This window comes from Rubritalea sp., assembly GCF_051252225.1.
Classification (GTDB): domain Bacteria; phylum Verrucomicrobiota; class Verrucomicrobiia; order Verrucomicrobiales; family Akkermansiaceae; genus Rubritalea.
The window spans coordinates 1-26,636 of record NZ_JBPOGE010000024.1 but is presented as its reverse complement, the minus strand read 5'-3'; the positions used below and the strand labels follow the sequence as shown (position 1 = coordinate 26,636).

Genomic DNA, 26,636 nt, shown 5'->3' with positions numbered 1-26,636 from the left:
ATGGAGCCGCTTGTCAGACTCGAACTGACGACCTGATGATTACAAATCAACTGCTCTACCAACTGAGCTAAAGCGGCCTCTCTATTTTCGTGCTGCCTTTCGGCTGCGGGCGGAGTATGTTTATTTTGCCATTTGGCGCAAGCTCTTTTTTATCGAAATAACACCTTTTCTTTGGCGCTAAATTTCGTCGCTATTCTCAGGCTCCACAGCCTTCTGAAAATCAACACTTAGTCCAATGGACGCACCCAGATGTTTCTATATTCAATTGGGTCTTTGTGCCATTGTAGGCGAAGCGGTGCTTTCTCTGGATGTTTCGCCGAATACTTCGCTATGCGGCGAAATACCGTGCCCCCGTAAATTTCAGTATTATCCTGCACTACCACACCATTGTGGATCACCGTAACCCGTGCAGGCTCCTCCATCCCCTTATCTCCATAGACAGGAGCTGTAAAAATGATGTCGTAGCTCTGCCATTCTCCTTGAGGCAATGAGGCATTCAATAGAGGCGGGGTTTGTCCATAGAGTGCAGCCGCTTGTCCATCAGCATAGGTCACATTGGTGTGGCTCTCTTGCACCTGGACTTCATAGCGATCCATCAAGAATACACCGCTATTTCCACCCACTTGATCTTTTACTTTACGACCAGCAGGAATACGCCATTCGAGATGAACCTGACAACTCGCGAACTCTTCCTTGCTACGTGTATCCTTCCCATTCGCCACAAGTGAACCATCCTGTATTGGCCAATCAACAGTCAGCGCATCAGTTCCGGAACCGTCGAATAGAACTACCGCATCACTCGGAGCTGGGGTGGTCACACATGCGCCTCCTGTCACTTTTTCTGGATGCGGCCGTGAGACATCGTGCACACGGTATTCACTCCATGGCTGCTTAGGTGTCTGGGGCTTTTCAGCAGCTGTTAATAGAGGTGCTAATAAAATAGGAATGAGAATGCTTCGCATTCATAGGCTGTAGCCAATTTCAACTAGCAGCTCAATCCGTAAAACTAAGATGAGACTAATACCCCACCAAGAATGATGAATAGCGCACCTATAGTCAGTTTGACGAGGTTCACATCCTTCCATTCGGAAAAAACAACGAGAGCAATCACGACGGTCACCAAAGTATTCATGTTATACAGTGGCGCCAGCTGGGAAATGGGTGCCCCATATTTGCTAATTCCAATAGCGACAAGTACCACCCCGATCCCCCAGGCAATCCCCATACCGACAGCTGGAACAATAGCGGCAGAACTAAATTTCTGATCGGTATTTATAGCCCATAGAACAGCGCCCACGAGCACAACTCCGACCCCGATACTCACAAGGTAAGCTCCCGTTGAAATTCCGTGTTGATTACTCCATTTTTGGCAAACACCTGCCACGCCAAAAAAGAGGGCTGGTAACAGTCCTCCAATAACGATCCCCATTTGTTCCTGAGTCATAGTCGCTAGCTAGTTCTCAATCGGACATTAAGCAAGCAATAGCTCAAATTATACCCAAGGATATCATGCATGTCCCTTGCCAAACACCCACCCCGCCCCCATGCTTAAGCTCTAACAACATATTAAAACTATGAATTCTCCAATACTTGATCTCATCTCTAAAGCGTGGTGGCTGCTTTTTCTTCGCGGTCTCGCAGCTGTTATTTTTGCTCTCATCGCTTTCACAATGCCAGGAATGACCATTGCCCTCCTCGTTATTTATTGGGCTGTCTATGTCCTACTCGATGGCATTTTCTCACTTATTGCCTCCTTCAAGGGAGGTGCCTCAGCTCCCCGCTGGTGGCTCATCCTTTCTGGTGTCGTCAGTATCGCCGCCGGTGCTATCTGTATCGCCAACCCTGGCTACGTGACTGAGTTCTTCATCATCTTCCTCGGATGGCTCTGCATCTTTAAAGGTGTCGTTGAACTCATTGGTGGCCTCTCAGCCAAAAGCTTCCTCTTTATTGCAGGTGGTGTTCTCTCTCTCCTTTTCGGAGCCTGGTGCTTAAAGGACCCAATCGCAGTTGCGAAAATCATCGTTCAACTTGTGGCAGCATTCTCCCTAATCGCGGGCTCGGTATTAATCATTCTATCACTCAAACTTCGCTCTAGAGCAAAGACTCTTCCTAAGACGATCGACGTGTAATGTTCTCCATCATTTAAAAACAGAAAAGCCCGTTAGGAATTCCTAGCGGGCTTTTTTATGAGTTGTTTCAGCGTCGAAGTACTAGGACCTTTTAAATCCTGCCTTCAACTCACCAAAAGTCATCGCCTTGGTAAGGTGCGCTAAAATGAAATAAGCTATGACCCCAACCCCGCCTATTGCTAACAGCACTGGCAAGCGCAATAAACGACTGTCGCTAAAGAGAATGTCATCGAGAAAATAGGCTCCGACCCATACGATTCCACCCATCACGATTGAAGCAACGAGCATCATAGCCAAGCGTTTCCAAAATTCAGTATTTAGGGTCAAGAATCCAGATTTACGTAAACCAGCCAATAGGAGTCCTACGTTGACCCATCCCGCGACGGAAGTTGCGAGAGCACAACCTAGAGCCAGATTACCCTCAATTCCAATAACCCAGAATGCGACTCCACAAAGTATACTATTCACTACAGCTGATATCAGCGTGAACTTCATGGGCGTTTTTGTATCCTCTCTAGCAAAATAAGCAGGTTGAAGCACCTTACTCATCACGTAGGCTGGAGATCCAATAGCAAAGGCAAGTAGAGCATATCCAGCCACCTTAGCTTGTGCTGCTGTAAACTCACCTCCCTTAAAAATACCGAAAATAATCTGCTCAGATAGCACCATCATCCCAACCATAGCTGGAAGTGCTATAAGCATAGCCATAGTCATCCCTGTTTGAAGACTTCGCTGAGCAGCAGCTGTCTCCTTATTACGTAATTTCTGGGTAATTTCAGGTAAGAGCACCACCCCAAATGCGATCCCAATCAAACCAAGTGGGAGTTGGTTAATCCTATCAGAATAAAATATCGCACTCATTCCACCGTCTTGGAACGAAGCTACCCATTGTCCTACAAGTAAATTCAGCTGCTGAATCCCAGCGCTGACTAATCCCGGCCCCATAAGCAAACCGAGCTTTACCGTATCGGAGTCGAACCGCGGCATTTGCATCTTAAAGCGAATCCCTGTGCGCCAAGCAGAAATGATCACAATGATTAACTGCACCAAACCTCCAATAGGGAGACACCACGCTAACACCTCAACAGGGTTATCGACGAAAGGAATCACTCCCACTAAACCAACCAGAAAAACGAGATTCAGTGAAACATACGAAAATGCGGGTGCCGCAAATTTCTTATGACTATTTAACACTCCACTCAAGGCCGCTACCAAACAAATAAAGAACAGGTAGCTGACCGTGATCTTAGATAGATTCACAGCAATCTCCAATTTCTCAGGATCAAATCCTGTAGTGAGCGCACGGGTAATGGGCTCCATAAAAATGTAGCTCACCACACAAATCACCGAGAGTAGGATACTCAGTAAAATGAGAACCCTACTCGAAAAACTATAGGCTGCTTCATTTCCCTCCTCCGCTAACTTACCACTATAGAGTGGTACAAAAGCAGAGTTAAATGCGCCTTCACCAAGAACTCTTCGAAAAAGGTTCGGGAAACGAAATGCAGCAACCCACACATCCCCTAATGCTCCAGCTCCAAAATAGTAGCTGGTCAGCATATCGCGCGCAAATCCTGTAATACGGCTCAACAAAGTGAAGCCGCTAACAGTCATGAGGGATTTTAACATCGCTATGTAGTTAGAAATGAATCCTTACACACTAGGAATCTTGGTGCTAGCACGGCGAAGGCGGTCATTGATCGCTACTCCGATCGCAGTTTCAGCCACCGTCTCTGCCACGATTACATCCACGCCACTTTCATCGAGCTGACGAAGAGCGAAGAACAAGCGTACTGCAGCTTCTGGCAATTTACCTTTTCCTGGAGATAACTCTTCTATTACAGCCCAATCATGAAGCTCGATGTAACCATCTTTTTCAGCCCCCCTGTAGGAAAGTAAGCCATAGCTTAATGCTGGATCTGGCACAAAGTCCTCAGGTTTTTCAAAAATATAAAGCGGTGTAGCAGGAGCATAATGGCTATCTAACTGCCCTGGAGCTTCCTCAACATTGCGAGGCTTCTTCGGACGAATTACTTTACCTATCTTCTGCATCTCTTCCTTCACCACTGGACCTGAACGAAGAAGGTGGAGCTCAGGTCGCTTCTCACCCAGTTCAACACGAACAATCGTACTCTCTAGTCCTGCATTACACGCGCCACCATCGATAATCAAAGGAATGCGACCACCTAACTCTTTCTCCACAGCATGAGCTGAAGTCGGAGAAATACGGCCAAAACGATTCGCACTAGGCGCCGCAATTGGCTTACCTAGTTCCTTACAAATAGCGCGCATTACAGGGTGCTCACTCATGCGTACAGCAACGGTAGCCTGACCACTCGTCACTATGTCAGGGATAATATCCTTCTTAGGTAAAACCATCGTGAAGGGCCCTGGCCAAAACGCCTCCATCAACTGCTGCACTACAACATCCAGTTCAGGTGAAATATCACAGACTTCATAAATCTGCTCACGAGTTGCGATGTGAATAATTAAAGGATCAAACGACGGACGTTCCTTCACCTCAAAAACTTTTGCTACCGCATTTTCGTCTAACGCGTTGGCACCAAGTCCATAAACTGTCTCTGTAGGTAAAGCCACAACTTCACCCTCATTAAGTTTCTGAACTGCTACTCCCACGGCTTCATCGAAGCCCTCTGGGTCTGCATAAAGAATTTCTGTTTCCATTTCGCTCACAGCCTTTGCCTAGCGCATGCGCACGACTTTGAACACTCTTATTTGTTCACACGGGCACTGTTAAAGTAATCAGTCCTCGCCACAAAACCCACACTAAAGAATACAATCCATAGGTTTCAAGAGTTCAAAGCTTTTACACCGGCCTTAGCACGGCATTGCTTGAAATAAAAAAACGCAGCCTCGGAGAAGAAGCTGCGTTTTTTAAAGGGGGATATTAAAAGAGTCTAGGAGACGTCTTCTTGCTGGAGGGAAGGAAGGATGCGAGCAACCTTCTCTTTCATTTCCTTACCAGGCTTAAACTTAACCACTGCGCGTGGTGGGATTGGCACATCCTTGGATGGGTCTTTAGGATTGCGTCCGATCTTACCTTTTACTTCACGTACCTGAAAGGCACCGAAGTTACGCATTACCACTGAATTGCCTTTTGCAAGCTCTTCGGTGATGGAGTCCAGAGTACCTTGAACAACGTTGAAAACGTCCTGCTGAGTGAGGCCAGTTTCATTGCTCAGCTTAATGACAAGATCGCGCTTAGTAATTGTAACCATTTTTAGATGTGTATTATATGAAAATTCGCAACTCAATTGCTGCGGGCAGATGGAGACCACAAGATGACACTTTTGTCGCGTAAAAAATGCAATAAACTGGAACTTTTTTTCCTCCAGAAGGGATTGCTGGCATTTCGAACAATTTATAGCCGAAATTATCCAATGAACGCGCTAGATCTGCTGAGTCGTTTTAAAATGAACCTTCGTAACTTTCTCTAAAATTTCGCGATCGTACCTTTTAACAATCTCTCGAGCACTTTCAAGAACATGAGGCCCAGCTCCCAAAGGCATTTTTACACCGCCCTTTTCACTCGCTCGGTTTACCCAATCGACAAACGCTTCACGCGCAAGAATCGAAGCTGCTGCCACCGCCACATCACTTTCCCCTTTGGTGCGTTGCTCTAATTCCACATGTCCCACGCTTTCACCTTGCTGCTTGAGCGCGCGCTGCAGCAGTTCCTCCCTAGCGAACTGATCGCTCAATGCTCTAGGACAACTAGGGACTTTCTCTGCGAGACTGCGAATCACAGCAGCGTGTCCCCACGCTAGAAGCCGATTCAGATTTCCAAATTTCGTATAGAGTTCGTTATATTTCTCTGGGCGCAGTACAATGACCTCCCACGCTATATTCGGGGTTTTCCGAATTAACTCAGCTAATTTCGCAATCTTCTTATCGCTAGAAATCCGCTTCGAGTCCATCACCCCATTATCAATCAAGCTACGTGCGATATCCTTATTCACGTAGGCTCCTGCTATCACTAACGGGCCAAAAAAGTCACCCTTACCGCTTTCATCGATTCCAAAATGCGGTTCAAACATTTCAGGCATAAGAACCTCTTCATTCCCTAGACGGGCTTCACCTAAAATCTCTGGCTCTAAAATGAACTGGACGAAATCTTCTGTCTCCTTCCCTTGAACCAAAACCTTTGGTCCTTTTTCATAGACTGTGACATTCAGCTTTCCCTTCTTCGCACCAAAATGAGCATACTGCTTCTCTTTAAATTCAAAGCCTCGCTCCTCAAGGATACTTCGAAGCTTTTGCACATCACTCTCCTTGATACCTGCTGTGTAACTATTTACTGCCATGCTCTTCCCTGGTAGACCTCTCTTAAACTCTGTACTATCTCGCCATCCACTACCGGCAATACGTTACCATTCAACTGCTCGATAGATTGTATTTCTCGCAGTGAACTAGTTAAAAACGCTTCTTCACATTGGTAAATGTCATCAAGCGTCAAATCACCAGTGTGATAAATCACTCCCAGCTCATTCGCTATTTCTAGCACTGTTCCTCGAGTGACACCTGGCAAGCAGCCTGAGCTTAATGGAGGTGTGTAGAGTTCACCATTTTTTAATAAAAACAGGTTCGAGGTGGTCCCCTCACAGAGATGGTCACGAGTATTTAACATAATAGCTTCGTCTGCCCCCTCTTTCGTAGCCTCCCTCAATGCCAAACTATTCCCAGCATACGAAGTCGACTTCACCCCCGCAAGCGGGCTAAATTCATTCACCTTGTATGGAGAAATCACTACCCTTGAAAGCACACTCCTCGTAGGCACCATAGTTGCATTTACCACGACAGTCTGCACCCCATCAGCGAGAGCGTATATGCTCACCCTGAGACGGCAGCGATCATCAGAGAATCCATTCAGTCGCATCAGCTCTACAAGTACTTCTTGTAACTCAGTGTACTCTGGCGCTGCTAGTCCGCACTTAGCGGCATCGTGACTCAAGCGCTTGTGGTGCTTTTCCAGCTCAAATGGTTTCCCAGCGTATCCTCCCAGGCTATCAAACACTCCGAGGCCAACACTGAGACCTGGATCCATACTCGTGATGAGAGTAGAACTAGAAGGTGTAAACTCACCATCTATCCAGCAAAAATTAGGATCTCTTAGCATCTCACTCATCGATGACCTATCAGATAGAATCTATCAACATAGCACAAGTCTTATACGATACTAGCTACCCGTAGACATACAGTGCTATCTGTCTCTAAACGGGTGTCAGGTGATCTAGGTTTTTCTAGCTATCAGCATCTGGCTGCATCGGCTTAGGTCCTTTATCTCCCATAGATGGAATTGCAGACTTTGAGACCGTAGTGGGTGGCTTACTAGCGACAGCAGGACGCAGTGGAACTGGAGCGGATGCTGGACGTTTCACCGGTTGCGCAGGACGAATAGGAGTCGGAGTCGTCGGGCGCCTCGAAAGTGGTTGCGCAGGCTTAATTGAAGGCTTGGTAGGCACTACAGAAGTTGCAGCACGCAACACAGGTGTCCCCCCAAGAGCTGCTGGCTTTTCAACACTTTTCCCTACGGTCGCAGTATTGGAGCCGAGAGTAGGTGCTAGCTGTTCCAGCTCAGATAGTTTAATATCCTCACCAGCGATTGATTTAATATCGTGAACGAATGGAGGCTTAATATCTTGAGAACTATTTCCCCAAGCTTCCATTAGCTTGCCAGAGTCATCAAACCAAAGTGTTTGTTGCTCAAATCCAATATCAAATAAGTCATTTCGCACCGCTAGAGCCGCACCATAAAAACGTGAAGCTAGCATCGGCAAGCCCACAATATTAAAGGCACGTGCCATTGCCATATTCTGCTCTGGTTTCCCTGCATTTCTACGTAAAACTTCATAAAGCAAGCGAATCGAGCGATTCGGTCGAGCGCGTGAGACTATTTTTACAGCAAAAGCGACGTCAATATCCACTGAAGGCATTTCTGGAGCATTCCAGAGAGTATCTGCAGCCTCCAGGTAATGACCCTCTTCATACAATTGCACAGCTGCAGCCTTACGCGCCTGCCAGTTATTTGGCTCGGCGGTCACTGTGCTCATGAGTGCTTTTGTTGAATCTGATAGATCATTTGACATAGTTTTGGTATTTTACACGTTCTTAGGTTTATGGAAGATAGGATTAGATTAGAAAATTTAACTAGCGCTCGTAAAGCTATTTTCTCTAATCCCATCAGGATACATAAGAACTCCCCATTGCACGTTTCTATCTATGTTCACGCTCTTTAGCCCCACTCATATCGCAACGCTTTGCGTCATTATCACTTTATCTTTCACGCTTATCACCTCATACAGAAGGTCATGTGAAAACACGAAGAGAACGATACGTATCTCATTAGCTTTTTGTTGCCTCATCAGCTTCCCGCTTCATCTCGTCCTCACAAAATTCTCAGGAGGCTCCCTATCGCTAGAAAATAAGATCCCTATTCACCTGTGTGACCTCGCTACACTCATCTGCGGAGCTGCTCTCATTACTCAAAAAAGTAGACTCTGTGAGCTTGCCTATTTCTGGGGATTGGCAGGAACTCTACAAGGGCTTCTTACACCTAATATCCAGTCCACTTTCCCTAGCACTAGCTTCATCAGTTTTTTCTGGAATCACGGGTTCGTTGTAATTTCCGCCCTTTTCATCCCTCTTGCCTTGGGTTGGAAACCAGAGAAAAACGCTATGTGGCGCGTTTTTGGAATCACCCAGATCTACATGGTCCTCGCTATGAGCTGTAACTTCCTACTTAAATCGACTAATTACGGTTACCTCCATCACAAGCCTGAACAAGCAACCTTGCTCGACCTATTTCCAGAATGGCCTTGGTATATACTCGTACTTGAGCTCCTCTGTTTACTTCTATTCACTCTCCTCAATCTCCCTTTTTCCACAAAATCACGCAAATAACGCGTGCATCTAATCTAAAATCACGCAAAGTCTCCCAACATTCACTATGAGCGATCCAAAGCCTAAGAAACGCAAGCGCATCAACGTCAGACGACCTGACGTCATGGAAAAAGTACAAGCTGAAATTCAGCGTCACTACGAGTCTTCTATCGTTGAAAAAATCCGAGCCAATGATGGTTCCCTCACCGTAGGGAACACAACCGTCAAACTCGCCCGTCAATTTGGTTTCTGCTATGGAGTTGAGCGCGCTATCGACCTCGCTTACGCAGCCCGCAAAGTATTTGAGAATAATGATATCTATCTCATCGGAGAAATCATTCATAACCAAGAAGTCAACCGTCAGCTCGACGAAATGAACATCGTTTCCCTCCCGTGGAAGGAAATGAATGAACAATACGACCAACTCACCGAAGACGATGTCGTTATCGTTCCAGCTTTTGGTGCGCCCACATCCTATATTGACAAGATCGAGGAGCGTGGAGCGGCCATCGTCGACACCACATGTGGCGATGTAATGAAGGTCTGGCGACGCGTCCGCGGCTACGCTAAACAAGGTTTCACTTCTATTATTCACGGCAAATCTGGCCATGAGGAAACTCGCGCCACAGCGTCTCGAGCCCTCGGCGATAATAAAGATGGCCATTACATCGTGATTCTTACTCTAAAAGACACCGATTTCCTCTGTGACTACCTCAATGGGAAAGTTTCCTCAGCAGCTCTCATGGAGCGCTTTGGTGATGCAGTTTCACCAGGTTTCAACCCTGAAATTCACCTGCAGAAAGTTGGTGTCGCCAACCAGACGACCATGCTCAAGAGTGAAACTGAAGAAATTCAAAAACGTGTCTGCAAAGCGATCAGCGAGCGCGATGGAAAAACTGAAAACTTCCAATTTTTTGATACGATTTGTGGGGCGACTCAGGAGCGCCAAGACGCCCTCTTTGAAATGCTAAAAGGCCACATGGATGTTCTCCTTGTTGTAGGTGGTTATAATAGCTCTAACACAACTCATCTCGTTGAGATTGGCCAGGAAGAACTCCCAACCTTCTTCATCCAAAACTCCGACCGCTTAAACTCGCTCGAGCAAATCGTTCACTTCGACCTCGAACAAAAACATGAAGTCACCACCCAGCATACTAACCTGCTAGATTTAGACAAAGACATCATTGTTGGGATTACTGCTGGAGCCTCCTGCCCTAGTAACCTTATTGAGTCCACTATCAAACGAATCTTCGAGCTCCGTGGGGTCTCTAACGAAACGCTAGACAAAATCTAGTAAGAGATCATTGCGCGATCTCGTAATTATGCGATGGTACAAACCCTAAGACCATCGCATTTTACTTTTCTAAAACCTAACAATTCGCATGGAAACCCAAATCTCCGAGCCAGCTAGCCAATCTCCAGACACTTACCAACTTCCGCCAGACGACGTAGCAGCTATTGACCAACTCGGAGAAAGCTATCGTAGCTTTAAAGAGGAAATAGCAAAAGTCATCATTGGTCAGGAAACTGTCATCGAACAGCTCGCTATTGCTCTTTTTGCCCGCGGACACGCACTCCTTATGGGAGTTCCGGGTCTAGCTAAAACATTGTTAGTCTCCTCTGTCGCCGAGGCCCTAGACCTCACATTCAGCCGCATCCAGTTCACTCCCGACCTCATGCCAGCTGACATCACTGGTACAGACATCATTCAAGAAACGGATAGCGGCAAACGCGAATTCCAATTCATCAAGGGACCAGTTTTCGCCAACCTATTGTTGGCTGATGAGATTAACCGAGCCCCTGCAAAAACCCAGGCAGCCATGCTTGAAGCTATGCAGGAACGCAGAGTCACCGCGCTTGGTCACTCCTATGTACTAGAGCCTCCTTTCTTCGTGTTAGCTACACAGAACCCAGTCGAACAAGAAGGCACTTACCCTTTACCTGAAGCTCAGCTAGACCGTTTCATGTTCTTAATAGATGTCGACTACCCCTCCGCTGAGGAAGAACGTCGGATTGCCCGTGAAACTACTGGCGCAGCCAAAGACAAACTAAAAACAGTCCTCACTGGTGAACAGGTGATAGCCTACCAAGAACTGGTGCGCCGCATGCCAGTGCCTGATCACATCTATGACTACGCTGTAGACATCGTCCGCAAGACACGCCCGACACTAGACACCAGCCCTGAATGGATCAAAGAATACGTCGGTTGGGGAGCTGGTCCTCGTGCAGTCCAATACCTCATACTAGGAGCTAAAGCTCGCGCAGCTATTCACGGATCGTACATGGCTCGCTTAGAAGACATCGAGGCAGTCACTTTACCCGTTCTTGGCCACCGAGTACTTACCAATTTTGCAGCTGAAGCCCAAGGTATGACTTCCAACAAAGTCGTCGAACGCCTTGTCGAAGAAATGCACGAAGCATAACGCCTTATAACTACTGTGGAATATCCCTTCCTCGATCCAGCAATATTAGGACGCCTCGGCGCGATTCCTCTGGAAAGTCGTCAACCGATGTTAGGGAATGTGGCTGGACGGCACCGCTCACCTAACAGAGGGTCTTCGGTCGAGTTTGCCGAGTACCGTAAGTATGTGCAGGGTGACGACACTCGACGGCTCGACTGGAAAGCATATGCTCGCTCCGATCGCTACTATATTAAAGAGTTTGAAGCCGACACCAACCTACTAGCTCACATGATTATCGACACCAGCGGGTCGATGAGCTTCGAAAGTAAGGGTGAAAAAAAAATCGACTATGCGAAAAAAATCGCGGCTTCTATAGCCTATCTCGCGGTCAACCAAGGAGACGCCGCAGGCTTGAGCTGTATCTCTAACAAACTTAATTTAGAAATCCCCCCACGGCGTAGAGCCTCACACCTTCAGAGCATTTTTAAAACTCTCTCTGAGACGCAACCAAAAGGCGAAACGGGCCTTATCGAGGGCCTCCACTCCATCGCTGAAAAAGTTCCCCGCCGAGGTCTTATCATCATTATTTCTGACCTATTTTGTGATGCTGAGAAATTTTCTGATGTCCTGCAGCACTTACGCTACCGTAAACATGATGTCGTCGTGTTTCATTTAATGGACCCACAGGAAATTGATTTCGAGTTCGAGCGACCTCATCGCTTTGTCGACTTAGAAGATGATTCCACCATAGTGGCCGAACCAACTCTTATCGCGGACGAATATCGTGCCATTGTTCAAAGCTTTCTCACTGACATCAAGCGCCGCTGCCACGATGCCAATGCTGACTACCACCTTGTGAGAACGACTGAAAACTACGAGAGCGTCCTTTCTTCCTTTTTATTAGATCGACTCCCTAAGAAAGGGGCACGCTAAGCCAGCATTAAAATTTGAATTTCCCATATCTAACTTCCAACGCCTTTTTTTGGTGGCTGTTAGCCATAGGAATTCCTGTGCTCATACACCTCCTCAACCGTCGCCGACATCGAGTCATCAAATGGGCGGCCATGGACTTCCTTTTACAGGCAACTCGGGAGTCTAGGGGAAAGAAGAAGCTTAAACATATTCTCATTCTCATCTGCCGAGCCCTCGCGATAGCTGCTCTTATTTTAGCAGTTGCTCGCCCTATTTCATCGAATGGCTTACTGCGTTGGGGTGCGGGAAAACTAGACACTGTCATCCTGATTCTCGATCGCTCCGCATCGATGGAGCTCTATCCTGAAGGAGATACTTTAAGCAAACGCCAGCGAGTGATTGAGCAGGTCAGTGAATCGATAGCTGCACTTGGTGGGACAAAACTCATCCTCCTCGATAGCGCTACTGGCATACCGGTCACTATAGCAGCCCCCAATGCATTAAGTAAAATCGCACAAACATCTCCATCTGACACGTCAGCACATATTCCAACACTGTTAGATACAGCAATTCAATACATCCTAGATAAAGACACTGGGCGCACTGAAATCTGGGTAGCCTCAGATATGCAGGAAGATAATTGGTTTCCGAACAGTGGTAAGTGGGACAACGTAAAAGTAGGTCTCGATAACCTAGCTGACCAAGTCTCGCTAAGAGTCCTCGCTCAAAATAGTGACAGTACTGACAACCTAAGCATTCAAATCCTCAACGCTCAACGCATCGACAGTGACCTCGTGCTAGATATTGAAATACTCCAGCACGGCACCTCATCCACGAAAGACTTCCCACTCACGCTCTCGCTTAATGGAACAACGAGTACTGAGAACATTACTGTATCCAGTCCTAACACCAAGATCAGCAAACGCATTTCTCTCACCGGTAAATCAGGTTTCGGCTACCTCCAATTACCAGCCGATACCAACCAACGTGACAACACCACATTCTTTTCTTATGGATCTCAGCGCCAGATTAGATCCGCTGTTGTGGCTCCTCCAGGCGAAGCACGTGACTACCTAGCTCTAGCATCTGCCCCACCGGGATATGCAAACCAAGAAACTCAAACCTACCTCCCCTCTGAAAACATTCCCTGGGCTTCGCTCTCTCTGGTCATCTGGCAAGCACCGCTGCCTGAAAAAGACCTTCAAAAACCCCTAATCGATTTCATTACAAAAGGCGGCGTCATCGCCTTCTTCCCTCCCAGCACTCCATCTGATCAAAGTTTCCTTGGCTCTAGCTGGGGCCTTGTCAGTAATGCCAACAAACAAAAATACTTCATCATCGATAGCTGGGACCGCAATGACGGCCCACTGCGCAATGGAGAAGATGGCACACCAGTCTCTGCAGACAAACTGCGCGCCATTAAAAAGAAAGAAATAAACACAAAAGACACAGTTCTAGCAACTTGGTCTAACAACACCCCTTTCCTCACAAGGCAACTCTATGGAAGAGGCTCTATGTATTTCATCAGCACTCTCCCAGACTACACCTGGTCAAACTTAGGAGATGCAGATGTCATTCTCCCGCTCCTGCAGCGCCTCGTTCAGTTAGGAAATCAGCGCTTCGGCTCAGACCATGCAGCCATCTTAGGATCCCTCCCAGCTGAGTTGAGTCTAGATAGCGCTGACATGAAACGCCTCGACAATGCCACAGTCGCTATCCCTCTAAACTCAGACTACGAAGCGGGAGTCTATCAGTTCAATGAGTGCGTCATCGCGGTGAACCGCCCACCGGCAGAAGACATCGATATCACACTGTCATCTGAGCAACTATCCATCATACTCGAAGACTCAAATTATAGTCTATTTGAAGAAACAAGTAAGAACGCCAGTGGATTCACCCAGCAACTATGGCGAGCCTTCCTCGTCTTCATGCTCATTTTCATCATTGCTGAGGCACTCCTTTGCTTAGCTCCTAGACGACAAAATACGACTCAGAATACGTGAACTTCCACCTCCATAAGCTCTATTTTTCACCCACCATGCCTTTGTTCGTCATTGGTATTTTGGCTCTGTGTATGGTGGCCATTCTCTGTGTGATTGCCATTCGTCGCTCTGTCAGACCGAAGCGTACAGGAAGTATTGAGCTTCTGCGCTTTCTCATTACCTGCTTTGTCGTCGCCCTTCTTTGGCAGCCTGAATGGAGAACTCTCATTATTCCTGAAGATGAACCAGAAATAGCTATCCTATGGGATGCTTCTGGATCAGGAGCAACTGCTGACGCCCTCTTAGATGAGACCAATGAAATAGTGAGTCGCCGCACATTTATTGACCAAGCACTGAAACTTGAAGTCTGGAAGGAACTAGAAAACGGCGGTAAAACACGGGTATTTAGCCAATCTTTTTCACAGCCCACTGATGACACCTCATCAGAATCCCTCGTCGGCACCGACATAAACACCCCCATTGAACAGCTATTGTCTCAACATGATAATTTACGTTCGATCATTTTACTAAGCGATGGTGACTGGAACCTCGGTTCACCGCCTGTGAGCGCAGCGCAACAAATGCTGCTTCAGAAAGTCCCGCTCTTTGTCATTCCTGTTGGTAGTAAATCACGCCTTCCAGACCTCGATCTCATCGACATCACAGCACCCACATACGGCATCATTGGTGAACACATCCAAATTCCGTACACCATCCGTTCCTCCCTCAAACACGATGTCACTACGACTATTAAAATCCGTGACCTGAGCTCAAATAAAGAGGTCACAAAAAAAATCCGTATCCCAGCTGAAAAGGATTTCTTCGACACCCTACTCTGGAAACTCGATAAGCAGGGAGCTAATAAACTCGTCGTCAGCTTCCCGCTGGCCGAAGGGGAACGGGTAAAAGTAAATAACCAGCAAGAGTTTACCATTCAAGGAAGAGAAGAGAATCTCAAAGTACTCGTCATCGACTCACTTCCACGTTGGGAATACCGCTTCATCCGCAATGCTCTATCCCGTGACCCAGGGGTCGATCTCGATTGTTTATTGCTGCATCCAGACCTCGGTGCTGGTGACGGACCAGATTACATCCAAGAGTTTCCAAATAAACCGGAAGACATCCAAAAATATGATGTCATTTTTCTTGGAGATATAGGCATCGGCAAAGGTCAGCTCACACTAGACCAAACTCAATTACTCAAAGGCTTGGTCGAAAACCAAGCCAGTGGCATCGTCTTCATTCCTGGCCCCCAAGGAAACCAACGCACTCTCGAAGGAACTCCCCTGGGTGACCTCATCCCTGTACTCTTAGACAAAAATAAACCTAATGGGGTGAGTGAATCGACAGCTTCGCCACTCTCTCTCACCAGCCAAGGTCGTAATTCTTTACTTACCATGCTTGGAAACAACGCATCGGAAAACGAAGAGATCTGGGAAAACCTTCCAGGCTTTTACTGGTCAGCTGCCATCGAAAAAGCGAAGGGCGGAACCGATGTCCTAGCGACGCACGCAAACCGCCGAAACCGCTACGGACGCATACCACTCTTGGTCACTCAAACTGCCGGCAACGGCAAAGTACTCTATCTAGGCCATGACTCTGCTTGGCGATGGCGCCGTGGTGTCGAGGACCTCTACCACTATCGATTTTGGGGACAAGTCGCCAGATGGATGTCTTACCAACGTAACATGGCAGCAGGTGAACGCCTCCGGCTCTATTATGCTCCAGATCGCCCAAAACCTGGTGATTTTGTCACCCTCAATGCGAACGCATTTGCCCCAAATGGCGCCCCTCTCCAAGAAGGTGAGATCAACATAGATATTACTGCACCGGATGGAAATAGTTCTCGTATCCAGCTAACCCCAGCAGAAGAGGCTTGGGGGTCCTACACCGGAAGAATGCGTATCACCCAAGCTGGAGAATGGAAGATACAGGCAAGTATAGCAGGAGACTCCAATGCTCCCGCTATCGAAACTACAATTACAGCCCAAGGTGATTCACTAGAAAAAGTCGGGCAACCTGCACGCCCTGAAGTATTAGAAGAAATGGCGAGAGTTGCGAAAGGGGCTGTCATTCACCCGCAAGAGATCTCTAAAATAAGCGCCGTCATAGATGCCCTTCCTAAGCGTAAACCTCTAGAAGACTCTCTGCCCCTCTGGGCACAAATAAGTACCATGATTGTACTACTCACTTTACTCGGCCTCTTTTGGACCCTTAGAAAGCTGAACGGGACTTTCTAAAAAAAGAAAAAGTGCACCAGGCCAGTCGCACAGTAGCCAACGCTAAACAAAACGCTCAGCACACAGCTCGTTAGCATCACAATCCAGAAGAATGGGTTAAATAAATCGATCAACCCGTAAAGGTTCGACGCAGCATCTATCACATCGCGCGAGTCCCAGAGCAAGCCACCTAACAGCAACATCCGCCGAGTCGTCGCAATTGGTCCTATACCACGAATCTCCTTGCCTAATTTACGTTGCGCATAGCGCTCCTTAAGCACCGCCAAAATCTCTTTCGACTCTAACAATGTTTCAGGGAGTCGACTCATCCCATCGAGTGAGAACCAATAGAAAAGCAAACCAGAAAAAGGAGCGAACATCAAGTACACTGGGCTCAGTGACCACCAAAATGACCACTCCATTCCCCAGTAACAATAGGCACAGGCGGCAAGTGTCACAGTTGCGCTAACACAGATCAGCACGAGCAAAGGCACCATACTCACACGCGCACCTTTTCCTACTAAACTAACTAACTGAACGAGCGTTTTCGACTCCACTGGTGACTGCATCATGATCCTAATTTTGAGAGATTGTATTCAAGTCACATTATCTCACAAAATCGACCTTCAATTTTTTCACTATCCGCACGCTAGCAGTCTCCCTTGCTGAGAGTTATTTCCTCCCATGAAATAGCCACACCCTCTATACTACCTGACCCTCACTAAATTTATTAAAAATAAGTGAATACTTAGCAATAACGTACCGTCTCATTATTAACATGAAAACCTATCTTCTACTTGCAGCCCTCACAGCTTGCCCTCTTCTCCCCTCCTGTGTCGCTCCAGGCGGCTACTACGGAGCTGCAAGCTACAACTCTGGCGGCAGCTATACCACCAGCGTAGGCATCATCGCTACTTCACACCCGCGCTGGGGTTACGATCCTTACTGCCGCAGCTACTATGACTACACCCTCCGGAAGTATTACAATGTCGGCAGCAGACGCTACTACAGCTCGAAGCCCCACCGCTATTCTTCACCGCATTATCCATCCGGTTACCGCAGCGGCCGTCCAGTACAGCTCCATTCCCACCTTCCCCAATACAGTCGCCAAACTCCTGTTTCTATAAATCAACGATCATCACAATCGTCTACCCAATCTAGCAATCGTTCTCGCGAAAATGGACTGAATCAGCAAAAGAAAAACCCACAAAACCGCACTCAAACACGCCCTTCCAGCCAGCGCAGCTCACATCAGCAAAAAGCAAGTTCCAGCCACAGCTCTAAACAGCCCAAAACGCACTCAACCTCTGGCCAAAGAAAACAGCCGTCGCAAATTCAGCAACAGCTAAAAAAGCAGCCTCAACAAAAAGCCCGCTCCTCCCAAGCGCCACAGCAGATGAGGAAACAACCACAAAAACAAAGCTCTCACACGCCATCGCGCGTCACAGCTCCTCCGCAACAAAGGCAACAGCCCCAACAATCCCCAAGCCGCAGTTCAAAACCCCAGCGCTCCGATGAGAAATCTACTCGCGACCGCCGAGTTTACTAAGCTCCAGATTAATTCTCATTAGGGGGATAAATCACATCGTCTTCGGTGTGGAGCAGACGGTCGGGACCAGCGGAGGTGATAGTCAGCTCGACGGAGCTTTGACTGTGAAACCAAAAAGGTGTGCCACGGCTGTCGACCAGTTCTCCATTCTCGTTGATGCGAGGAGAATCAATCGGCAGCACACCTACTTTAATCGGGTTATCACCGAGTAACGCGTTGGTCACTTCCACATTAAGGCCAATGGGATAAGAGCCTTGGTAAGCGGTACTGCGTAGTGAACTCAGCAAAGAATAAACAGCATCCATGGCTTGCCCGTCGCCGATACTAGGATCGTCGAGCAGGAGCGCCATTTCAGAAAGCTCGGAGCGATCGAGCGGGTTGTTTTGCAGTTTGCTCGGGTCTTGGTCAAATCTCAGAGTGCGACTGGCTTCGGCATTAAGTTGCTCCGCACGAGCGAGCTTTTGCCGATCACTCCGTTGATCGGGAGCTATGGAAGTAATGGGAGTATCTACAATAGCAGTCTCAGGTTCCATCTCCTCTGTCGGGCGAGATTGATACCAGACCGTTGCAGCTCCTCCGAAAACGAGTGCCAACAGAATTACGCAGAGCTTCTTTTTCATCAGAGTCTAACCGAATAACCCAGTAATAGGAATGTCGGTTGAACCCGATGTCCAGAAGTTACGAATATTGGGAACGACGGATTCCATTTCACTATTATTCTCCACCCCGAACCAATAGGCTAATGAACCGTAAAACTCGTCGACTGAAGTAGTTGGAAGTTGTCTACCACGGCCTACATCCGTCGATGTGTCCGTAAGAATTGTAGGATAACTACCGAATACTTTACCACCATTGACAGGACCACCCATCACCATCTGATTTCCTCCCCAGCCGTGATCACTACCCACACTATTTGGCACAAGAGTACGCCCAAAGTCAGAGGCTGTGTAAGTAACGACTCGGTCGTGGTAGCCGATTTCCTTCATCGCTGCATTGAACGCACTCAAGGCTGCATTTACCGTGGCCATGAGGGCGTTATGCGTTTCTATACCTCCGCCATGGGTATCGAACCCACCTTGACCGACAAAGAACGTTTGGCGATTGGCATTGAGAGCTTCTGGCCCTTGCGACTTGATATACTTGGCTACTTGGAGCAGCTGATCACCCAAGTTGCTATCAGGAAAAATGGCATCAATCGTAGTATTCTCTTCGATATATTCTAGGAGAGCACTTTGCTCGAGAGCGTCTTCGCGGATGTAGTTGTGATGGGCGTGAAGCACGGAAGCATACTGCATTTCCAAGGTCGCATCCATTCCCCCCTTCACGAGACTATCGGTGTCGTAAAGGTCGAGTGAATCGACTCCTTTATAGGTATTAAACGGTGAAGTGATTTTGCCAATTTGGCTGGTATTCGCCCCGTAAGGAGAAAGGCTCACGCTGGTAGTAGCGTTGTTGTTGGCTGCATCATTAAGAATATCGATCATGCGCCCAGCCCAGCCAGTCCCAGCAAAGGGCGTAGTTTTACTGAGTGAGATAGATGTCTGCCACTGCTCGATCTGATCATTGTGAGAAAATCTACCATAAGGAAGACTGACAGAACCTGAGTTATATTCAGCCAAGGTGGTTGGCTGAATCAAGGTACCGATGTTGGCTACCAGACTAAGGTCGCCCGCATCGAAAAGGTCCTTCACTCCCTCGAGGCTACTGCTGAGGTGATAGTCCTGTCCCCCATCGAAAATCTGATGCATGTCAGCCTGTGGAATTCCGAGGATTCCACGGGTATCGAGATAGTTGCTGTAGTCCTCCGCTCCTGGCGCGAGCATGCTGAAGGAATCATTGCCACCATACATGAAGAGACAGACCAGTCCTTTGTAATCTGTAATCGAGCCAGCAGTGCGCGCTGCGAAAAGCTTGTTGGTCATTTTCAGCGACAGGATCGAAGACATGGCTCCGATTCCGGTCATCTTTCCGCAACCAGCAAGGAAGCGACGACGGCTCATCGTATTATGGGTGTGAGTTTTCATAGCAAAAAAGCAGAATGAGTAATGGTCTAGTAAGAGACGCTAAAATCTGAAGAGTTGAAAAGAATGGAGAGAACCTTAGAGAAATTTTCGCGAGTAGCACCACCATTATCATCAGCAATTGTAGCGAGCTCTCCCTTCAATGTGTCGGAGATCTGTCCATTACATAACCACAAGTTGATGTCGTCAATGAAGCCAGTGACCGTGGTGTTTTTCTGATATAGGTATGTGAGATAACTATAGTTAATACTGAAGTCGACAGTGCCAATGGAAGAGCCATAGCTGAAGGTGCTCGAGGGAGCGTCTTTATCTACAATCTCATGAAAACTCTCGAATTGCTTGATCACGTAGGGTGATAAAATTTCAGACTCGGGAGAAGTGAGATGAGTATTATAGGTGATTTCAGCTTCAGCCAGTGCGCCAACTGAAGGCGAATAATCAGAGTCGTAGTAATTGAATACCGACTGTGCACGCATCGGGATTTGGCCGAAGTCAGCAGTCTGATCATTGGCTGCTTTCTTCGTTTTCGGTTTAGCACGGATAAGTCCGTCTTCTTCTCCAGAGAGAGCTTGAGAAAAGCGGTAGAACTGAGTCCACTTGAGAATTGGTTCCTTGATGCGTCCAGAAATGGCTCGGTTAGGCTCGACAGTGACAAGATCCGTTTCACTGTCGACCTGATAGTCGATAGCGTCACGCGCCTCAGCATCGAGTAGAATCGCCTTAAAGACGGCAACAAAGTCTCCCACTTGGCCGGTTCCATAAAGCCCATCTCCACGCCAAGCTTCAGTCACGCGCGCGAGATATTCAGCCGAAGGATTTGAGCTAGTTAGACGCTTAATAAGAAGACGGGAAATGTGAGGAGCAGTACTAGAGTGGTAGCCCAAGCTATCAAGTGCCGCAGCGATATCCACATCTCCAGGTGAATTGGCTGGCAACACGGTGCCGTCTATCAGAATTTTTTCCGAAGTATCGTGATAGGTTTCTACCATGATCATAGGATTCTCGTAACGCGTTCCATAGTTAGATTTAGGCGAATTATAATTAACTGCCTCTCCAGCCTCGGTGGTTAAGCTAAGACCAGTAAAAACCTCAGCCATCTCAGGAATGTCACTATTGTCATAGTTTTCAACACGATTACCATCATCGTCTAGAATGTAATTACCACTTTGATCTTGGGCGTAGACACCACAAGAGAAGAGCTGCATCACCTCGCGGGCGTAGTTTTCATCTGGGAACGTGCCCAACTCTTCGTTGGCTTTCCGGTTTTGAGCCGAGGACAAGTAAACTCCCATGAATGGATCGTAACTGATCGTGGTTAACAACTCGCGGTGATTGGAGAAAGCGTGATCCATCAACTTATCGTAATAACGTGTGTACGATTGCCAGACGTTTTTACGTTCAGAATTCGCCCAATAGGAAGAGGATGTCACAAAAATTTGGCTGAGAGTGAATGCCAGACGATGACGAAGCTGTTCTTTGCTTTGAGTCACCTTCCCCCACCAAACCAATTCAAAGTTCTGGATATTGATCGACGGATCCTCATCGCCAAGTAGATAGATAGCCTGGTGCTCCATACAGTCATCAGTAACTGTGCTCTCGCGCGGCAACGTCATTTGTTCATCAATCCATGCCTCACAAGCAGCAAGATAGCCTAGACTTTGAATCTCCTTTGCTAGGTCAATAATCTCAACAGGCGTTCCGCCCATGGTAGCCTGCGAAAGAAAATGGCCAGCCTTGGAAAGCGCGATATAATCCACAGAGGAAATCTCACGAGTATCAGAAATCCATAGATTGATCTCGCTCTGACCAACGACAGACAGAGTCAATTGCTCGTCAATTTCTAGTGAATCATCCTCAATCGGCTGCACGTAAACTGTCTTGCTCGTTTCTCCAACACCCAAAGTAATCACTCCATCGTTTAATGGATCACCATTGGAATCGACGAGACAATAATCAGCAGAGCTCGCGGCATTGGAGGCCACTTCCGTGGTATCGATCATTTGATAACTCTGGGAACTTTCTAACTGAAGAAAGTCATCACCCACCGTGCTCTCTCGACTGAAAGTGATAGCAATCCCAGACACTTCATCTTCGTAGAGAGTCGTCTGTGGGACACTGATGCCTACTGAGCTTTCGAGAGCAGATTGGACAATCCCCTTCATCTGCAGGTAGTCGTCATCGGCATCAGTAGCAGCAGACTCACCGTCGTCATCGGAAAAGCCTTGGACGCTAAGTTCTTCCCACCGCGTGAGACGGTCACCGTCAGCATCAACATCCTCGACACTAGCTTGATAAAAATACTGCTGAGGGCCATCAGATTCTACTAGAAAACCCACCTGACCTCCTGTCCCTGCAAAGGGTAGTTCGGTCGGCGACCAGCTTCCATCAATGAGAGTCTCACTACCATAGAGCTGATACTCTTTGCCTAAAATAGTCGCGAGTGTTAATTGAACATCGGATGCTCCTTCAGGCTTGGCGATCAGCTCGAATCGTGATCTTGCCTGGAAAGGGTTAGTTCCGAGTAGGGCTTCTTGAACATTGCTAAAGCCATCGCCGTCATAGTCTTGGCTTTTGGAAGCTTCGTCTTCAACTAAATCAGTGGCTCCGAAACGGTATTCCCAGATGTCACTCACACCGTTGTTGTTGAGATCGATACCAGCTTGCCCGGAGTCAAAGTCATAGGTTCCCTCGAGTTTGAAATTATCGATAACATGTGTCCGTGCTGGCGAGCCATGGCTATCGGCATAAGAAAAACCAAAGGTTATCGATTCACCATTTTTAAGCGAATGGTTAAGAGTAATCGTGTGAGCTCCAGTCACCTTATTATTAGCGGGCTGGTCATCTACTAAAAGAACTGACGCTCCGTACCCATCGCCCGTATCGAGATAAACGTTCATCACTGGGCTTGAACCATTAAGATTAGACTGAGTGTAATCAAAATCTACTCTACTTAGATCTATCGAATCGGACGCGCCCAAACCTGTGGCGGTGAAGGTGATAGAAGTATAAACGGTTGCTATCGACGATGTCCGATCCGTAGCTGAAGCGCTGGTCCAATAGCCGTTGCCCAGATTATTGGCTTCAGCGTTTTCTCCGATATTACCAGAGATATTGAGCAATAAATATTGATCAAGTAAGGCAGGTTCAGAGTCACCAGTGAGTTCTGCGAACGGCACAGCAAATGCAGCACTGGTGGTAAGGAAAGTAATTAGTGAGATCTCGGCGAAGTGCATAGTTCGTGTCTTGCTTGCCGGAGGGAACGTTTTAAATAAGTTAGAACAGCTATTAACCGTTTCAGATTGGTTTGCAAGGCTATATCTCAACAGCTTAAATTACGTACCCTGAATTTGCGTATTTAGTCACAAAAAAGTTCCTACGTATGTTTAACGCTAGTAGATTGACCAAGAGCATATCTAGCAGTACCATAACGCTACCTATGGTGAATGAGGAACAACTACCCTATATGCTTCAATTACTGGACGATGAAGAACCAGCAATTCAAGACGCATTACGCCAAGAGTTCTCTGGAACTTGCGGAGACCTCAGCAATGAAATTGCAGCCTTAGCGATTGACCTGACTACTACCGATCAGAAACGTCTTTCTCAAATGCTCCAACCTGGTCGTAGAGAAACACTACTCCATGAATGGCAAATCCCACAGGGCGGTGCAGCTGCTCTAGATGATGATTGGGAAACCTTCGAGAATATGCTGCGCCTCATTGCTGACTTTTTGCATGATGGTGTAACCCTCCGTCCCGCCTTACCTGACCTCTTAGACATGTTGGCCGAAGAAGCCGTAGAAGAAAAAGCTCATATCAGCGAAGACAGCCTACGACTTTGGATGTTTGACTCTGAAAATTTCATGGGAAATAAAGATGATTACTACACACCTCATAACAGTGATCTCTCATGGTGCTCCGAGACTGGATTAGGTAATCCAATTAGCTTAGCCCTACTATACATGCTAATTGGCCGTAGACTTAACATGGAAATCACCGGCTGTAACTATCCTGGCCATTTTCTCGCACGTATTCAGCTCGACGGTAAGCCTGTGCTAGTTGATTGCTTTCACAAAGGACGACTTATCTCCGTAGACGAGATTATACAGGACAACAAAAGTATTTCCGACTACGCCAAGCAAGCCATTCTTACGACAGCTCCACTCGGCCACATCCTTATGCGTATTTTGCGCAACCTCGAACACAGCTTTAACAAACTGAAGCGGGAAGATGACGCCAAAATATTCCGTATGATCTTTGAGCGTATGCACCGTTCAATATGATCACGGAATCTAGCCACATTCAAATCGGAAAGGAAACTCTGCATCGAATTGTGATGCACCCAGATAAGGATGTAGAAGCGCATTCCGCATGCATTTTCACGCATGGCCAAGGTGACTACGCTGAACGCTACAAAAGTGTCCTCCATCCATTCACAGACCGAGGTATTCGCTGTATAGTCACAGACCTACAGGGACATGGTCGTAGCTCTGGGAAACGTGGTCATATTGCCTCTAGTCACTTCATCGATTCTGTAATTGAAAGTAATCTCAAGGCTACGAGCGGACTTCCTACAGGAATTGCGGGTCACTCAATGGGTGGACTTCTAACCCTTCGTCATTTAGCTCTCAGCGTAAATAACTCCCTTCCTCTTCCTGAGTTTTGCTGGGTTAATGCACCTCTATTACATCCACGTGGAAACCGCCCTGATTGGTATGTTCGCATGGTAACCTTACTAGCAAGTATAGCACCGAGCACGACTATTCACACAGGAGTCACCCCTGAAATGTGTCGTCTAGAGGATGGAGCAAGACTGCCAAAAGATCCAATGTCACTTGGACATCAGCGCGTCTCTATTGGCTGGGGGAGCAATCTTCTCAGGATCGAGCAATTTACCCACAAGACCCTCAAACAAAAAAGCTTCCCGAATCCGTTTCTATTCACCCAAGGTGGAGCGGACGCTGTCTGCCCATCTAATGAGGCTGAGAACTTCTATGAAGAGCTCAATTTCCCAAACAAACAATTCCACCTCTTTCCTGATATGCGGCATGAAACATTTACCGAAGCAAGTCGTGAGGAACTCTTCCAAGTCATTGGAGCTTGGTTAGACCTAAACGCTCTAAACCAGTAAAGCGAAGGCACAATAAGCTGCGGTAGCCATTAGAATAATCAAAGCCACACTAGCCACCAATCGATCCTGTTTCAAAATTTCAGGTCTGGTAACCGAAGAGCTCGAAGGAAATACGATTGCGGCATATACCATTCCAGCTATTAGCCCGCCTAGGTGGGCTGCGTTATCAATAAAGCTGAAGCCAACTACCCCCATTACCCCCACTAGTATTAAACCAGCCATAAGCCTTTTACGCGCAGAGTTTGGCACAAGTTCACGGTGCAGAGTCTCGAAAACTAACAAGAAGCCAAGGAGTCCAAGTATTCCACCTGATGCTCCTACACTTGGCGTCTCTGACAAGAAATAAGCGGTTGCAATTCCTCCGGCAAACGCTGAAACAACAAAAACGATGAGCATCTGTGGCCAGCGAGCCAGGACTTCAGCACGTCTAGCTAGATAGCGAAGCGCCGCAAAATTCATCAGCCAATGCACTAAATTTCCGTGTACCAAGGCAGCCGTGAAATACCGCCACCAAGGATCAGCTCCAGCAGGACTAGTCTGTTTTTGAAGCCCTAGTTTATCCACGGCAATACTCGCCCAATCCATAGATCCGGCACCTATCCATTGGCTCACTCCTGTTACCAGCATGAGTCCCAACAAGACTAAGGTAAACGGTGCTGTTTGACCATTGAGCCAACTATCAAAACGCGCATCTGCGACCTCTTTCCTCCAATATGCGGCATCACGGCTACTTTGCTTACGCAACTCCTTCCAGCCCTCGTACCAAGGCACCAAACCAAAGATAAGCAGCATAATTGAAGTGATCGCCACCGTAGGAGACTCGACTACATATTTCCAGTTTCCTTGGCTGTTCGTATAAGCTGCATAGCTAGCCCAGAGAAAAGCGACTCCCATTAAAATACTCAGCCGCTTACCGTCAGAAATATCATTACGTGCCCAGTAGGCTCGTCGTTTCACTAAAGTCTTTCTTAAACCGACTAACTCCTCAGGAGCAATAAAATGCTCGAACTCCGGACACCAAACTAAGTCAACCCCAAGCTTAGACTTCTCAATCAGTTTTATCAGAGCACCAAGTGAATCCGCTTTATGGCGTCTTCCCTTAGTATCCTGAAAACCAAAAGCACCAGAGATAGGCTTCCCCAGAAATGCTTCCGGTCGCGCCCATACTGGTGCTTGTTGTTCCGTAGACACGGAGAAAAAATTATTAAATTACTGCTTAGACTCAGTTTCAAGCTCATCAATAGCAATTTCTTCAATTACTGCATCCTCAAGCGCTGCTTCAGCTTCTTCAGCTACAACTTCTTCAGCCACAACCTCTTCAGCCACAACCTCTTCAGCCACAACCTCTTCAGCCACAACCTCTTCAGCCACAACCTCTTCAGCCACAACCTC

Annotated in this window: 24 protein-coding genes and 1 tRNA gene; 10 read left to right on the top strand and 15 right to left on the bottom strand. The window is 47.4% G+C overall.

Translation table 11 applies throughout. The annotated features are described in order from the left end of the window. Position 1: 1 nt before the first annotated feature. The 3 genes from ACSHX2_RS14605 to ACSHX2_RS14595 form a co-directional block, all read right to left on the bottom strand. Positions 2 to 77: transfer RNA gene (locus ACSHX2_RS14605), tRNA-Thr, on the bottom strand. A 150-nt stretch (positions 78 to 227) separates the two neighbouring features. Further along, positions 228 to 962 carry a 3-keto-disaccharide hydrolase gene (locus ACSHX2_RS14600; RefSeq protein WP_435693693.1) on the bottom strand — a complete coding sequence of 245 codons (735 nt, stop codon included), beginning with the start codon at positions 960 to 962 and terminating at the stop codon, positions 228 to 230. Between the two features lie 44 nt (positions 963 to 1,006). Next, positions 1,007 to 1,444, bottom strand: a complete 438-nt coding sequence (locus tag ACSHX2_RS14595) for a hypothetical protein (protein ID WP_435693692.1) — start codon at positions 1,442 to 1,444, stop codon at positions 1,007 to 1,009. A gap of 130 nt (positions 1,445 to 1,574) precedes the next feature. Here ACSHX2_RS14595 and ACSHX2_RS14590 point away from each other — a divergent pair, with 130 nt between their 5' ends. Next, positions 1,575 to 2,129, top strand: coding sequence for an HdeD family acid-resistance protein (locus ACSHX2_RS14590; protein ID WP_435693691.1), 555 nt, complete (start codon positions 1,575 to 1,577; stop codon positions 2,127 to 2,129). 81 nt (positions 2,130 to 2,210) lie between these two features. Here the strand turns inward: ACSHX2_RS14590 and murJ are convergent, their stop codons facing one another. From murJ to ACSHX2_RS14560, 6 genes are all read right to left on the bottom strand, one after another. Continuing rightward, positions 2,211 to 3,758 carry a murein biosynthesis integral membrane protein MurJ gene (gene murJ / locus ACSHX2_RS14585; RefSeq protein WP_435693690.1) on the bottom strand — a complete coding sequence of 516 codons (1,548 nt, stop codon included), beginning with the start codon at positions 3,756 to 3,758 and terminating at the stop codon, positions 2,211 to 2,213. Positions 3,759 to 3,782: 24 nt separating this feature from the next. After that, on the bottom strand, positions 3,783 to 4,814 hold the full coding sequence (locus ACSHX2_RS14580) for an L-threonylcarbamoyladenylate synthase (protein ID WP_435693689.1): 1,032 nt from the start codon (positions 4,812 to 4,814) through the stop codon (positions 3,783 to 3,785). 233 nt (positions 4,815 to 5,047) lie between these two features. Further along, positions 5,048 to 5,368: an HU family DNA-binding protein gene (locus ACSHX2_RS14575; RefSeq protein ID WP_377095642.1), complete on the bottom strand. Its 321-nt coding sequence runs from the start codon at positions 5,366 to 5,368 to the stop codon at positions 5,048 to 5,050. A gap of 171 nt (positions 5,369 to 5,539) precedes the next feature. Continuing rightward, positions 5,540 to 6,454, bottom strand: coding sequence for a ribonuclease HIII (gene rnhC / locus ACSHX2_RS14570; protein ID WP_435693688.1), 915 nt, complete (start codon positions 6,452 to 6,454; stop codon positions 5,540 to 5,542). Further along, positions 6,445 to 7,275 carry an aminotransferase class IV gene (locus ACSHX2_RS14565; RefSeq protein WP_435693687.1) on the bottom strand — a complete coding sequence of 277 codons (831 nt, stop codon included), beginning with the start codon at positions 7,273 to 7,275 and terminating at the stop codon, positions 6,445 to 6,447. Before ACSHX2_RS14565 ends, rnhC begins: the two co-directional genes overlap by 10 nt. A 115-nt stretch (positions 7,276 to 7,390) precedes the next feature. Beyond that, positions 7,391 to 8,200, bottom strand: a complete 810-nt coding sequence (locus tag ACSHX2_RS14560; protein WP_435693686.1) for a hypothetical protein — start codon at positions 8,198 to 8,200, stop codon at positions 7,391 to 7,393. A 169-nt stretch (positions 8,201 to 8,369) separates the two neighbouring features. On the opposite strand from ACSHX2_RS14560, the gene ACSHX2_RS14555 reads away from it, so the two are divergent. The 6 genes from ACSHX2_RS14555 (at position 8,370) to ACSHX2_RS14530 (ending at position 16,565) form a co-directional block, all read left to right on the top strand. Continuing rightward, positions 8,370 to 9,050, top strand: coding sequence for a YwaF family protein (locus ACSHX2_RS14555; protein ID WP_435693685.1), 681 nt, complete (start codon positions 8,370 to 8,372; stop codon positions 9,048 to 9,050). A gap of 46 nt (positions 9,051 to 9,096) precedes the next feature. Then, positions 9,097 to 10,323, top strand: a complete 1,227-nt coding sequence (locus tag ACSHX2_RS14550; RefSeq protein ID WP_435693684.1) for a 4-hydroxy-3-methylbut-2-enyl diphosphate reductase — start codon at positions 9,097 to 9,099, stop codon at positions 10,321 to 10,323. An 88-nt stretch (positions 10,324 to 10,411) separates the two neighbouring features. Next, positions 10,412 to 11,452, top strand: coding sequence for an AAA family ATPase (locus ACSHX2_RS14545; protein ID WP_435693683.1), 1,041 nt, complete (start codon positions 10,412 to 10,414; stop codon positions 11,450 to 11,452). Between the two features lie 15 nt (positions 11,453 to 11,467). Further along, positions 11,468 to 12,364, top strand: coding sequence for a DUF58 domain-containing protein (locus tag ACSHX2_RS14540; protein WP_435693682.1), 897 nt, complete (start codon positions 11,468 to 11,470; stop codon positions 12,362 to 12,364). 14 nt (positions 12,365 to 12,378) lie between these two features. Next, positions 12,379 to 14,346 (top strand): BatA domain-containing protein, encoded by a 1,968-nt coding sequence (locus ACSHX2_RS14535; RefSeq protein ID WP_435693681.1) that lies wholly within the window; start codon positions 12,379 to 12,381, stop codon positions 14,344 to 14,346. A 35-nt stretch (positions 14,347 to 14,381) separates the two neighbouring features. Next, entirely contained in the window at positions 14,382 to 16,565 is a 2,184-nt protein-coding gene (locus tag ACSHX2_RS14530) for a hypothetical protein (RefSeq protein WP_435693680.1), read from the top strand. Here the strand turns inward: ACSHX2_RS14530 and ACSHX2_RS14525 are convergent. Then, a complete protein-coding gene (locus ACSHX2_RS14525) occupies positions 16,562 to 17,116 on the bottom strand; it encodes a hypothetical protein (RefSeq protein WP_435693679.1) in 555 nt (184 codons plus the stop codon). The two genes, ACSHX2_RS14530 and ACSHX2_RS14525, sit on opposite strands and share 4 nt — an antisense overlap. 206 nt (positions 17,117 to 17,322) lie before the next feature. On the opposite strand from ACSHX2_RS14525, the gene ACSHX2_RS14520 reads away from it, so the two are divergent. Next, complete coding sequence (locus ACSHX2_RS14520; RefSeq protein ID WP_435693678.1) at positions 17,323 to 18,093, top strand: hypothetical protein; 771 nt, start codon at positions 17,323 to 17,325, stop codon at positions 18,091 to 18,093. Between the two features lie 8 nt (positions 18,094 to 18,101). On the opposite strand, the gene ACSHX2_RS14515 is transcribed toward ACSHX2_RS14520, so the two are convergent. The 3 genes from ACSHX2_RS14515 to ACSHX2_RS14505 are packed head-to-tail and all read right to left on the bottom strand — an operon-like array spanning position 18,102 to position 23,347. After that, the gene (locus tag ACSHX2_RS14515; protein ID WP_435693677.1) at positions 18,102 to 18,713 is read right to left on the bottom strand and encodes a hypothetical protein; all 612 of its coding nucleotides are present in this window, start codon (positions 18,711 to 18,713) and stop codon (positions 18,102 to 18,104) included. Positions 18,714 to 18,719: 6 nt separating this feature from the next. Continuing rightward, the gene (locus ACSHX2_RS14510) at positions 18,720 to 20,117 is read right to left on the bottom strand and encodes a DUF1501 domain-containing protein (protein WP_435693676.1); all 1,398 of its coding nucleotides are present in this window, start codon (positions 20,115 to 20,117) and stop codon (positions 18,720 to 18,722) included. A gap of 26 nt (positions 20,118 to 20,143) precedes the next feature. Then, positions 20,144 to 23,347: a DUF1800 family protein gene (locus ACSHX2_RS14505; RefSeq protein WP_435693675.1), complete on the bottom strand. Its 3,204-nt coding sequence runs from the start codon at positions 23,345 to 23,347 to the stop codon at positions 20,144 to 20,146. 230 nt (positions 23,348 to 23,577) lie between these two features. Here ACSHX2_RS14505 and ACSHX2_RS14500 point away from each other — a divergent pair, with 230 nt between their 5' ends. Continuing rightward, a complete protein-coding gene (locus ACSHX2_RS14500) occupies positions 23,578 to 24,396 on the top strand; it encodes a transglutaminase-like domain-containing protein (protein WP_435693674.1) in 819 nt (272 codons plus the stop codon). Then, positions 24,393 to 25,244, top strand: a complete 852-nt coding sequence (locus ACSHX2_RS14495; protein ID WP_435693673.1) for an alpha/beta fold hydrolase — start codon at positions 24,393 to 24,395, stop codon at positions 25,242 to 25,244. The genes ACSHX2_RS14500 and ACSHX2_RS14495 overlap by 4 nt, the downstream gene beginning before the upstream one ends. On the opposite strand, the gene ACSHX2_RS14490 is transcribed toward ACSHX2_RS14495, so the two are convergent. Together ACSHX2_RS14490 and ACSHX2_RS14485 are read right to left on the bottom strand one after the other, a co-directional pair. Then, positions 25,233 to 26,435: a rhomboid family intramembrane serine protease gene (locus ACSHX2_RS14490; RefSeq protein WP_435693672.1), complete on the bottom strand. Its 1,203-nt coding sequence runs from the start codon at positions 26,433 to 26,435 to the stop codon at positions 25,233 to 25,235. The two genes, ACSHX2_RS14495 and ACSHX2_RS14490, sit on opposite strands and share 12 nt — an antisense overlap. An 18-nt stretch (positions 26,436 to 26,453) precedes the next feature. Beyond that, the coding region (locus tag ACSHX2_RS14485) for a hypothetical protein (protein WP_435693671.1) at positions 26,454 to 26,636 on the bottom strand (183 nt) is incomplete at its 5' end.